This is a genomic window from uncultured Treponema sp., from assembly GCF_946187725.1.
Lineage (GTDB): Bacteria > Spirochaetota > Spirochaetia > Treponematales > Treponemataceae > Treponema_D.
The window spans coordinates 105,583-118,033 of record NZ_CAMHSK010000003.1; the positions used below are offsets into that span (position 1 = coordinate 105,583).

General features: G+C 43.2%; 8 protein-coding genes and 1 tRNA gene. 7 read left to right on the plus strand and 2 right to left on the minus strand.

Annotated elements, in window-relative coordinates:
• Window positions 1-133 precede the first annotated feature (133 nt).
• The 5 genes from Q0Q74_RS02355 to Q0Q74_RS02375 all read left to right on the plus strand — a co-directional run bounded on the left by Q0Q74_RS02355 (window position 134) and on the right by Q0Q74_RS02375 (window position 5,307).
• Entirely contained in the window at window positions 134-2,221 is a 2,088-nt protein-coding gene (locus tag Q0Q74_RS02355) for a methyl-accepting chemotaxis protein (RefSeq protein ID WP_294428136.1), read from the plus strand.
• A 47-nt stretch (window positions 2,222-2,268) separates the two neighbouring features.
• Entirely contained in the window at window positions 2,269-3,324 is a 1,056-nt protein-coding gene (gene queA / locus Q0Q74_RS02360; RefSeq protein ID WP_294428137.1) for a tRNA preQ1(34) S-adenosylmethionine ribosyltransferase-isomerase QueA, read from the plus strand.
• 46 nt (window positions 3,325-3,370) lie between these two features.
• Window positions 3,371-3,445, plus strand: a tRNA-Arg gene (locus Q0Q74_RS02365).
• Window positions 3,446-3,531: 86 nt separating this feature from the next.
• Window positions 3,532-4,179 carry a hypothetical protein gene (locus tag Q0Q74_RS02370; protein ID WP_294428139.1) on the plus strand — a complete coding sequence of 216 codons (648 nt, stop codon included), beginning with the start codon at window positions 3,532-3,534 and terminating at the stop codon, window positions 4,177-4,179.
• A 105-nt stretch (window positions 4,180-4,284) separates the two neighbouring features.
• A complete protein-coding gene (locus Q0Q74_RS02375) occupies window positions 4,285-5,307 on the plus strand; it encodes a glycosyl hydrolase family 18 protein (protein ID WP_294428141.1) in 1,023 nt (340 codons plus the stop codon).
• Here Q0Q74_RS02375 and Q0Q74_RS02380 read toward each other — a convergent pair.
• Window positions 5,304-7,394, minus strand: coding sequence for an ATP-dependent helicase (locus Q0Q74_RS02380; protein ID WP_294428143.1), 2,091 nt, complete (start codon window positions 7,392-7,394; stop codon window positions 5,304-5,306). The two genes, Q0Q74_RS02375 and Q0Q74_RS02380, sit on opposite strands and share 4 nt — an antisense overlap.
• Before the next feature lie 150 nt (window positions 7,395-7,544).
• Between Q0Q74_RS02380 and Q0Q74_RS02385 the strand changes: the two genes are divergently transcribed.
• Window positions 7,545-10,433 (plus strand): hypothetical protein, encoded by a 2,889-nt coding sequence (locus Q0Q74_RS02385; protein WP_294428145.1) that lies wholly within the window; start codon window positions 7,545-7,547, stop codon window positions 10,431-10,433.
• A gap of 38 nt (window positions 10,434-10,471) precedes the next feature.
• On the opposite strand, the gene Q0Q74_RS02390 is transcribed toward Q0Q74_RS02385, so the two are convergent.
• Window positions 10,472-11,020: a hypothetical protein gene (locus Q0Q74_RS02390; protein ID WP_294428148.1), complete on the minus strand. Its 549-nt coding sequence runs from the start codon at window positions 11,018-11,020 to the stop codon at window positions 10,472-10,474.
• 125 nt (window positions 11,021-11,145) lie between these two features.
• On the opposite strand from Q0Q74_RS02390, the gene Q0Q74_RS02395 reads away from it, so the two are divergent.
• Window positions 11,146-12,384, plus strand: a complete 1,239-nt coding sequence (locus Q0Q74_RS02395; RefSeq protein WP_294428150.1) for a SufS family cysteine desulfurase — start codon at window positions 11,146-11,148, stop codon at window positions 12,382-12,384.
• Window positions 12,385-12,451 lie beyond the last annotated feature (67 nt).

Here is a 12,451-nt window from a genome sequence, read left to right on the forward strand (position 1 = left end):
GCGGCCGAGCGTGAGTGAGCTGCGGAACAGCGGCAGACAGTTGATTTGCGCAAAAAAAATCGTGCAAATCTTTAAAGGCTGGTTTATAATATTACTCAGAAATTTTTAATGAGAAATTTCAAAGGGGTAATAAATGAAACTTAACAGTCTTAAAACTAAGTTGCTGCTTCTTTTGCTTTTAATTGTCGTGATTTCCAATGTTGTTTTGGGATTGATTGCCTATACCATGTCAAAATCTTCGCTTGAGGCTTCGGTTGAGCAGACAATCACCACGATTTCAGAGAAAATCGCTTCTCAGGTGGCTTTGGGAAATGAGCGGGAATTCAAGATGCTTGATTCGCTTGCAAGCATGGCGATTCTGCAGGATCCGGATGTTCCTCTTGCCGAAAAAAGCCAGATGCTGCTGAAAGTTGCAAAAATCGATAAAAAATATGAAAACATCGGCTATTACGATGCAGACGGTATGAGCATCACGAGCGACGGTCAGGAAGTTGATTTGTCTGACCGTGAGTATTTCAAGCGCGCTTTTGCTGGTGAGCATTATGTTTCGGACCCGGTTTTCAGTCCTGTAAACAATCTTTTGCTCATGATGTATTCAGTTCCTGTTTATAATGAAAGTCGTACAAAAATAATCGGTGTTATCTGTTCTATTTTCCATGGCGCAACGCTTTCTGATATGTGTAAAGAAATTTACATCGGTAAGGAAAGTCATCCTTTTGTAATCAATATGAAGAGTGGCAAAACTGTTGCTGATGCTGATGTTAAATATGTTGAGGAAGGTCAGGTTCTTAAAGATGCAACTACGGGTGCGATGAATGAGGCTATCCGGGCTGCAATGAGCGGTGATACTAATTATCGAATCTTCTTTGAGCCGTGGCGCAACAAAGATGTGGTCGCTTCTTTCAGGCCTGTTGGTGGCGGATGTGACTGGGCTGTTTTCTGTATGGCTCCTGCTGATGAATTCTTTGGTTCAATTACCAGAATGTCTGTTTCAATGCTCATTTCTGTAGCAGTGATTCTTGTGATTGCCATTGCCCTCAGTGCGTTTATTATTTCAATCAGTCTTAAACCGTTAAAAGCTGTAGAAAATTCAATTACTGAAATCGCGAGCGGAAATGCTGATTTGACCCGAAGAATTAAGGTTACTACTAATGATGAAATCGGAAATGTCGTTAAGGGATTCAACAGCTTCACTGAAAAACTTCAGAATATAATTGCAAGTGTCAAACATTCTAATTCAAATCTTGGAAGTGTTGGTTCTGACATGAGTGCGAGCGTTGATGATACTGCAAGTTCAATCACTCAGATTATCGCAAATATTGACAGCATGAAAAAACAGATTGACAGTCAGAATCAGTCGGTAAGCCAGACTGCCGGGGCTGTTAACGAGATTGCTTCGAATATTGAATCTTTGGAGCGCATGATTGAATCTCAGTCAAGCGGCGTAACAGAGGCAAGTGCTGCTGTCGAAGAGATGATTGGCAATATTTCTTCAGTAAACATGTCGATGGATAAAATGGCTCATTCATTCAGTGATTTGCGGTCAAATTCTCAGGTCGGAATTTCAAAACAGAAGGCCGTCAATGACCGAATCAATGAAATCGAAGGTCAGTCACAGATGCTTCAGGAAGCAAATGTGGCAATTTCTGCAATCGCAAGCCAGACTAACCTTCTTGCCATGAATGCGGCAATTGAGGCGGCTCATGCTGGTGAAGCTGGAAAGGGCTTTGCTGTTGTAGCTGACGAAATCCGCAAGCTTTCAGAAACATCAACTGCACAGTCAAAGACAATTGGTGACGGAATCAATAAAATCCGTGATTCAATCGGTGCTGTCGTTTCGGCTTCTGGGGAAGCGAGCGTGGCCTTTGAGTCCGTTTCTCGCAAACTTGAAGAAACCGATGCGCTTGTCATGCAGATTAAGTCTGCAATGGAAGAGCAGAACGAGGGAAGTAAGCAGATTACTGATGCACTGCATAATATGAATGACAGCACTGTTGAAGTACGCAATGCTTCAAGTGAAATGGCTGAAGGAAACCAGATGATTCTCAAAGAGGTTCAGATGTTGCAGAATGCGGCCATGACGATGACTCAGGGTATGGAAGAAATGTCTATTGGTGCGAGAAAAATCAATGAGACTGGTGCTGCCCTCAATGGAATTGCTTCAAAAATGAATGAATCGATTTCTGAAATCGGCTCGCAGATTGATCAGTTCAAGGTGTAAATTGCAATAAAGCCTGTTTATCGGTAAAATAAAATCTGGAATTTACTATGAAACTTTCTGATTTTTATTTTGATTTGCCGGAGGAACTTATTGCACAGAAACCGGCAGGAATCCGCGGCCAAGACAGGCTTATGTACCTTCATCGTGAGACTGGGGAAGTCGAACATTTGAGCATGGATGATTTGCCAAATCTGATTTCTCCAGACACTCTCATGGTGTTCAATAATTCTAAAGTTCGAAGAAGCCGCTGTTATGGAATCAAAATTTCTGAAACTCCTGGTCAGGGCGGCAGGGAACAGGAGTTTATGTTCCTCAATCAGATGACTCCAGATGGAAATCTGTGGCACACAATGGTCAAAGGTGCAAAAAAAGTAAAATCAGGGAACAAATATCGTTTTACCGATGGTTCTATCGGCACAATCATTGAGCATGAAAATGACATGGGGAGCGAATTTCGCACGATTGAGTTCGAATCCCGTCTTGATGATGAATGGTTTGGCCGTAACGGTCACATTCCGCTTCCACCATACATCCGTCGCGAAGATGACGACACTGACAGTGAGCGTTACCAGACGGTGTATGCCAAAGAAACCGGAAGTTCTGCCTGTCCAACAGCGGGGCTTCACTTTACCGAAGATATGTTCCGTCGTCTTGATGAAAAGGGAATTGAGCGGGTTTTTGTAACGCTTCATGTAGGCTTGGGAACTTTTTTGCCTGTCCGTACCGAAAATATCGAAGAACACAAAATGCACGAAGAAGTGTATACGATTCCTTTTGATGTCGCAGAAAAAATCAATCAGGCAAAGAGAGATGGCCGTCCGATTCTTGCAGTCGGTACAACGAGCGTGCGAACTCTTGAGAGTGCCAGCGATGAAAACGGTTTCGTAAAAGGCGGCTCGTCTGCCACACACATATTCATGTATCCTGGCTACAAGTTCAAGTGCGTCAACCAGATGTTTACAAATTTCCACACCCCCGAAAGCACTCTGATTATGCTGGTAAGTGCTTTTGCCGGAAGAGAGCATATCCTGAACGCCTACCAAAAAGCCGTAGAGCAGAAATACCACTTCTTCTCATACGGCGACTGCATGTTGATTAAGTAAAGTTTCTCTTGCAAAATCCTTTGCAATGTGCTATATTATCTCCCACGAGATTGTAGCTCAGTTGGATTAGAGCATCTGCCTTCTAAGCAGAGGGTCGCGTGTTCGAATCACGCCAGTCTCAGAAACGGTTCGTCTTGCGCGGACCGTTTTTTTATGTTATTGAATAAGTGCTTTTTTTTTGCTTTAATATGGGTATAGGAGTTTTTTATGAAAGTAACAAAGAATATTTTGAATATGATTGCCGCTTTTTCTGTATCGGCTCTTCTTTTTTCGTGCGGCTCAACTGCCAGCCTCGAAGATACCTCAAAAAAGCCTGTAAAACCTGCGGTTGAGGATTTTGATGGAGTCGAAGCGACACCTTCTTCAGGCGGAATTAAAACTGTCGGTGCCCGTCTTCCGGCTGCTCCTGCAAAGGCAACCGAAGCACCAAAATATGATTTTTCAGGTGATTCCCTTAAAATCGAGCTTGAAGAAATGTATTATGACGGTTTTACCCTTGTTGGTGACGCAAATGCTTCCAAATCTTATGCCCTCAAATTGAATAATGATTCTTCATGGGCGATTGCTGAAATCAATTTCCCTGCCGGAACTTATGAAGGCGTTGTGAATGTCCTCGCACCAGATTCAGAGCACTCAAAATTCAATGTCTGCATCAACAATGATTCATATCTTGTGTTCGGTTCAGAGCCTCCAATCTCAAAGTATGAGCTTACAACCCGTTCAGTCGTGAGCTTTACGCTTGACCAGCCGACTACCGTCACTCTCAAGATTCAGCAGAACGACCTTAAAAATCCTGCAAACAACGGCCAGAGCGGCATGACCATCGACTACATTTCTATCAAAAAGAGCAAGTAAAATCTAAATCAAACTGGGAAAAACGCAAACTTTTACAAAAGTTTTCTTTTTTCCCAGCCCCCTTTTTTCTTTCAAAACTAAGTCAAAATCAGCCGATAATAAGCTATGTCGGTGAACAAAAACAAATTATTCCTTTTCCTTTTATTCAGAACAACAGCACTATTTTTTGCATCAAACATTCCAACTCAAGATGAAATCCAAAATCAGAAAATACAAGTTTTAGAAGAAGACACAAAGCTCCGCTTCCGGGAAATCTGGGGCTATGTGATGATTGGCGAAGAAAAATCCTTGCCAGCACAAACCCCGATAACTGATCTTGGCTATTTTGTGAATGCCGTCAATAATTTCAGTGAGTTCGTTCCTGTTCCGAACCGTCAGGAACGCTTTCCAAATTTCAATGGCAGAATTCACATCGTTTCAAGCGTTGATTCAAAAGCTCAGACCCATCTTCTCCTTGACCCGAAATTGCCGCTCAGAAATAAAATCATCAAGCAGCTGGTGCATGAGAGCAAAGACTATGATGGCGTTCAGATTGATTGGGAACTTGTGATGAAAGATGATGACGAGAATTTCTGGTCGTTCCTTAAGACTTTGAAGAAAAAACTCAAAGGAAAAATGCTGACCGTCGCAATTCCTGCCCGCACAAAAACACTTGAAAAAGATGCCTATAATTACGAAAAACTGTCAGAAATCGTTGACCGCATAATCGTGATGGCTTATGACGAACATTGGTCAACGAGCGCGCCGGGACCTGTTGCATCAATGGCATGGTGCAAGCGTATTGCTGATTATTCAATGAGCGTAATTCCTGAAGAAAAACTGGTCATGGGCTGCCATTTTTATGCCCGCGCATGGAATAATGAAGATGTGGGTCGCAAAGCTTACAGAATGTTCAAAATCGACAACATATTGAAAGAAAACAAGGTCACTGCGTTCAAAAAATCTTCTGACGGCGACCTGAGTTTTTCCTTCGACAAAAAGACAAAAGTTACTGTTTTTTATGACACGATTGATTCCACTGTCGCCCGGTGCAAAATGTACCGTGACTTGGGAATCGGCAGCCTCGCGTTCTGGCGTGTCGGTCAAGAAATCCCCGCCTTCTGGAACGAGTTGGCAGTTAGCAATTAAAAGCCTGGGACTTTTGGGGCGGTGAAGCGTTTTTTCATCTGCTGCAAGATGTCGATTGCGGTTTCTGCATCGACTTCTTTTTGAGGTTCATGATACTGAACCAGATGCGGCGGAATTTCATCGAGAAATCTTGAAGGCTGGCTTTCGACGGTGGAATTTTGCCTTCTCCGGCTCCGGCAGGCTGAAATCAAAAGTTTATCGCGGGCGCGCGTGATTGCCACATAAAAAAGCCTTCGCTCTTCTTCGACCGCAGCATCTCCGCCTTCATCAACAGCTCGTCCGTGCGGAATGAGACCTTCTTCTGTGCCTGCGATGAACACAACCGGGAATTCCAGTCCTTTTGAAGCGTGAATCGTCATCAGGTTCACTTTTCCAAGATTTTCATCATCGTCCATGTCGTCACGGCTCAAAAGTGTGATTCGGTTGAGATAATTGTAAAGTGTTGCATCACCTGAATCTGGATTGTTTTCCCAGCGCTCAATTGAGCCAATCAGGCTTTCGATATTCAGCATTTTGAATCGTGCCGCTTTTTCTGATTTGGGATTTTCGCCAATCAGGTAATCCATGTAATGGATGCTGTCAACCATTGCCCGCACCTTTTTGGAAAGACCGTGGCCGCCGAGCATCGACTTGTTTCCTTCAATTATATCGACAAAGGCTTTGAGATTCTGTTTTGTGCCTTCTGAAAAATCCTCGTCATCGAAGTCGGAATATTTGCTTTCTGAAGAAATCGTGCCGCCTGACATGAACAAATCGGCCTCGTTGTCGCCAACATCAAGCAGGGCATTTATTGCTTCCCATAGCGAGCACGAAAGATTCTTTGCGATTTCGTTGAGTTTTTCGATTGTTGCCCGTCCGATTCCACGGCGCGGTGTGTTGATAATTCGCAGGAGATTCACATCATCATCATGGTTTGAGATTACGCGAAGGTAAGAGATGATGTCCTTGATTTCTTTTCGCTGGAAGAATGAAGTTCCGCCGCTCATCGTGTATGGAATGTTTTCGGCCAAAAAGGCTTCTTCGATTGCCCGTGACTGGGTGTTTGCCCTCATGAGCACGCAGAAATCATCGTATTTACGCTTTTCTGAAATGCAGATTCCCTGAATCGATTCGACTATGAAAGCTGCTTCGGCTGTTTCGTTGTCGGGCATGTAGATTTCAATCGGCTTTCCGTCACCGTTTCCGCTCCACAGCTCCTTGTCCTTTCGGTTGGTGTTGTGCTTGATTACGCCGTTTGCCGCCGCCAGAATCGTGCCTGTTGAGCGGTAATTTTGTTCAAGACGAATTTCCTTTACATTCTTAAAATCTTTCTCGAAATTGATGATGTTTTGATAGTCAGCTCCTCGCCATGAATAAATTGACTGGTCATCGTCACCGACTACGGCAATGTTGTTTTCGGCTAGAAGACGCATGAATTCGTACTGCTGATGGCTTGTGTCCTGAAACTCATCAACCATGATGTATTTGTAACGGTCCTTGTATTTTTCGAGAACTTCCGGGAATTCACGGAAAATTTTGATTGGAAGCGTAATCAGGTCATCAAAATCAACTGCATTGTAAAGTTTGAGCCCTTCCTGATATCCTTCGTAAAGTTCCTTGTACATTTCATTTTCGCTCGTCCAGTGCTTGCGGCCTGTTTTTATGTCAGAAATCAAAATTCCGACCTGATAAACATCAAGCGCTTCGGGGGAGTAGCGTAATTCGCGGCCAGTTTCTTTAATCAGCGAATTCCGGTCAGTCTCATCGTAAATTGAAAAATTCTCGCGGTAGCCCAAAAGACCGATTTCCTGACGCAAAATGCGTACTCCAAAAGCATGGAAAGTGGACACCGTGAGAAGAGGAAGTTTTTTACCTGTGAGTTCCTTGATTCGTTCGGCCATCTCGCGGGCGGCCTTATTCGTAAATGTGAGCGCAAGAATCGCACTCTGCGGAACTCCTGCGTCAAGCATATGTGCAATTCTGAAGGTGATTACGCGCGTCTTTCCGCTTCCTGCCCCTGCAATGATAAGAATCGCGCCGTTGATTGTCATGACGGCTTCGTATTGCTCCGGGTTCAGTTCGTTCTTCAAATCTGATAAATCGGTCATGGCCAAACATTATAAACAGAAAGCAGAAAAAAATTAAGTGGAAAACGGAAAGTGGAGAGCGGAAAACGGAAAACGGAATATTCATTTGGTTGAATTTGGAGACTTATGCTGAATCTTGCGAACTGGGGTTTTGAGCATTATAATTGAGTTATGTTTTATCGATTCCGTTCGCTTTTTTTATCGATTTTTGTTCTTATTTTTTGCGTTATCCCTGCTTTTTCTTTGGGGGGAGCGCTTGCTGATTCTTCTTCGCCGCTTCAGGTGATTCGCACTGAGTTTTTTGACATCATTTTTCCGGCTGAATGTCGCGAATCGGCTCAAAAAATTGAGGCTGTCTGCGATGACTATTATCTTGAAATTACGAAGATTCTTGAAACTGAAGCATATCAACGGTTTCCTGTCACAATCACGCGTTCGGTCGAAAGCCTGAATGCCTATTATGCGGCTGTTCCTTACAATCGTATCGTTCTCTATGATACTTTGCCAGAAGAAAGCCTTGATATGTATGAGAACACGATTCAGAAAGTTTTTTACCATGAATTGACTCATGCGGTCACTTATAACATGAAGGGCAGAGTCATGAAAAAGCTTTCCTTTATTTCCGACATGGTGACTCCGGCATGGCTTTCAATTACGACATTCTGGGCTGAAGGTGCGACGGTCTCTTTTGAGAGCAAGGGCAGGGGCGGTCGCTTAAATGACCCTTTTTCTACGCAGATGGTCAATCAGTCCGTGATTGAAGGTCATTTTCCATCATGGCGCGATGTTACGGGTACCAGGGACACTTACCCGGGCGGAACTGACGCGTATATGTTTGGCTCCATGTTTGCCGCTTATCTTCAGGAAACTTACGGAATGTCAAAATATGCCGAATTCTGGAAAAATGCCGGTTCAAGCCTTTCGTTGAGTTTTGTCGCCGGTGTGTTCAAAAAGACTTATGGAATCAAAATCACTGAAGTCTGGAAAAATTTTGAAAAGACCTTGAGTGTTCCCGCCGCTAAAAAAAATGCCGCTCTTCTCTCAAAGAAAAAATCGCGGGTTACGGCTTTAGATTCTTATTCCGACAGCGAAAACGGCGAGTTGAAAATCGCTTATTTTGACACGCCTTCTTCTTCTCTCAGGCTTTTGACGATTGACGGTGATGGTAAAGTCAAAAAGAATAAAAAACTGCTTGCAATCACGGGAATTAGCCGCGTTTCATTTTCTCCGGATGGCAAAAAACTTGCCCTGAGCAGAACGATTCTAAAGAAAAATGAAAAGTGTGTGCTTGCCGAATATGATTTGAAAAAAGGCCGTTATAAAGAATATGATTTGAATGCTCACCGCGACGGATATTTCAGGCTCAAAGACGATAAAATGGAGCTCGCTTCCGTTGAGATTGAAGGTGGATTTGCAAAGGGCGATGCTGCCGTTCTTCTTAAAAATGACGAGCTTCCTTTCGGTCCTATTTCAATCGAAAACAATCTTTATGCAGCGATAATCAAGGACAGTCTCAAATGGAAAGTCCGGCTGTTTGATTCAGAAAATGTTCTTTTTGAATATGATTTTTCTGATTTGCCGGGCGAGAATGAAAGTCGGAATCTGATTCTGCATAATTTGCACTGCGTTAAGGCTGATTCTGAATCGATTTTCCTGTCTTTTACATGGGCAGAACTTGGAATGGGCGGAAAGATGCTTTCTCGTGCCGGATTTTTGAAAATTGACCGGAAATCAATGGGTGCGACTGCATTTTTGCAAAAAGAAAATGCCTTTGCCGGTGTGATTGATGCCTTTGTTGAAAAATCTGTTGTAAATCTTTTTGATGAGGTAGCTGATTCTGATGAAGCAGAACGCTCTTTTTGGGTGTATCTCGTTGCCGCTGAATATGAAAAAACTCCGCTCTATCGTGTCGAAATGCGTGCTGATGATTTTGAAGCCGTAAAAATCGCTGGAAGGCAAGGGAATGTACAGGCTTCTGCAAGCGATTCTTTAAGCGAAAATCCTTCTGATTCTTTGCAAAATTTGGAAAAATCTCATCAGGAAATTTCTTATAATCCTTTCAGATATTACAAACGGGGCGTTTTTTTGCCGCTTTTGGGCTTTGTTCCTTCTTATAGTCATGATTTTAAGACAGATTCGAATTCGATTTTCGGCCTGACCTTTGTTTCGACAAATCCATGGGGTGACAGGCAGATTTCTTTTTCAGCGGGCTATGATCCAATTTACTCTAACGGCGGACTTGAACTTGGACTTTCGGGCGGAGATGATAGTTTCGGCTATTCACTGAGCGGAACTTGTCTTTTTGACAAAAAAGGATTCATGCAGAGCGTTGAGAATATTCAGCTTACGAAATATCTTTGGCGCGGAAAAGTCAGCTATTTCGGTGCAGGAACTCAGGGAATGTTCCTTTACGGAAGGCAGATTTGTGATGAGGAGCTTGAGAAGGGGCGTGATGATTCTGTTGGAAAAAGTGCAGACGGACTTGCTTTCGTTAAGTTTTCAAACATTCACAAAATTTCTACGGGCGTGTTTGATTATGCGGGATTTGCCTTGCAGCCATTTGTGCTTTGTTCTTACCGTGATACAGAAAAGCGCATTTTTGCTGACAAATATGTGAATGCGGGTGCGGCGTTGCAGCTTCGATTCCCGATTTTAGTTCCATTTTCGTTTTCGGCAGAAATTTTCCCGTCACACAAGTATACGGCTGCCACAAGCGTAACGGCCTACCTTGCTGATTTTGAGATTCACAAGGGAATTCCGGCGGTTTCGCTCTTCATGCAGCGATTTGTTTTGAGCGTGACTTACGCAGGAAAACTTTCGTATACTCATGATGAAATGTGGGATATAAAGCGGACTGAAGAAATCTTCAAAAATTCAAAAAAATCAGATTATTCTGACGCAATTCAGTTCTCAGGCGATTTGTATCTCTCTCCGAACACAGGATTCCTAGCAAACAGCGGATTTCAATTCACGGTCGGATACAAAGTCATTTATCGCCCAAATCCGTCAATAAACGAAAACCGGATTGTGTACGGAATTTCAGCAGGAACAAGCTTCTAACTGCACATTGCTAACTGCTACTTGCTCACTGCACACTGCTAATTGCTAATTTTAATTTTCCCTTCACTCCACTTAAAAAATCGGGGGGCTTTGAAATCGATGTGCCATTCGCCTGTATAAAATCCGTTGTCGTTGATTACAGGCGTAACGAAGATTACTTTTGCGGGATTTTCCGTATCGTATTCGAAAACATTCGATTCCCACTGATTTTTGTTCGCGATTCCTTCAGTGACTTTGAAACCTTTTTGTCTTTCTGGCGGTGTATAGACTGAAAAACGATATTTTCCGGGTTTCAGGTTCAGATGCATTGCCATTCCGCCGTCCAGAAAAGGCTGGTTCTTATAATGATTCACAATATTCGGAATCGTTGCCCATTCGTAAGTCGCCTTGACCTTAGTTTTACTTACATCGTTGCCGTTTTTATCCTCAATACGCAAATAACATCGCACATAATTGAAATCTTCCTTGTTCTCAGGTCGGTAAATTATCAACTCCCAGGGATTGTGACGGAGTTTTGTCAAATCAGAATCAGCATAAAGAAGTGTGAGAGAGAACAGTGCGGAAAGAAGGCAAATTATTTTCTTCATATTAAATTATCGGTTAAAAAGTTAGCAGGTAGCAGTGAGCAGATATTAGTTTTTCTATAAAAACATAGTAAAATAGTAGGTAAAACCACTTCTCAATTTAGGCAAAAAATTCTATAATTGTTTCTATGAATAAATACCGAAATGACTTTCCGCTTTTCAAGGCGATTGATGAAAAAAATTCTGCTGATAACTCAGGTCTAATATATCTCGACACGGCTGCTACTGCTCAACGGCCTTACCTTGTTTTAAATGCGATGACTCACTTTTATGCGACTCAGAACGCAAATCCTCTTCGCGGACTTTATTCTTTGAGCGAGAGGGCAACAAAGGCTTATGAGGATGCACGAGAGACCGTTGCCAAATTCATCAATGCTCCGTCAAGCCGAGAAATCATTTTTACGCGAAATACAAGCGAGGGCTTGAATCTCATTGCAAATACCTACGGCATGGCGAATGTTAACTCTGGCGATGAAATTGTCATTTCGATTATGGAGCATCATTCAAACATTCTTCCATGGCAGTTCGTGTGCCAGACTAAGGGTGCGACCTTAAAATTCATGTATGTCGATAAGGAAACTGGCGAAATCCCAGAAAGTGAATATGCAAAAATCACGCCTAAAACGAAAATCGTTTCGCTGACTCATGTTTCAAATGTCTTGGGAACGACAAACCCGATTAAAAAGATTGCCGCAATTGCACACGAAAATGGAGCCGTAATGGTCGTTGACGGTGCTCAGTCAACTCCTCATATTAAGGTTGATGTTCAGGATTTGGGCATAGATTTTTTTGCGATGAGCGGCCATAAACTCTGCGGTCCGATGGGAATTGGTGCCGTGTGGGGAAAAATGGAGCTTTTGGAAGCAATGCCGCCTTTCCTTCGCGGTGGTGAGATGATTGAATATGTTACCGAAACTAGCGCGACCTGGGCTGAAGTTCCTCATAAATTCGAGGCAGGAACCGTTAGCGCAGGTGATGCCGTTGGAATGGCTAGCGCAATCCGCTACATTCAGTCTGTCGGACTCGAAACAATTACCGAGCACGACAACGCACTTGCTGTCCGTCTCATCGAAGGATTCAAAAAAATCCCTCATGTGAACATCATCGGCAACAAGGATGGCACAAAGAGATGCGGAATCGTCACTTTTACGGTTGACGGCGTTCATCCACATGACATTGCAACTCTTTTAAGTGAAGAAAACATCGCAATCCGTGCAGGTCATCACTGTGCCCAGCCTTTGGGAGCATATCTTGGCGAAACAGCTACCGCACGCGCAAGCCTTTACTTCTATAATACAGAAGAAGAAATTGACGCGCTGATTAAGAATGTCGCAAAGCTTCGTGAATGGAGCGGATTTAAAGATTGAAATAATAGCGTAGGGGAAAGCCTTCTCCTCGCTCCCTACCCTTAAAATCCCCTTTTACAATTTTCTG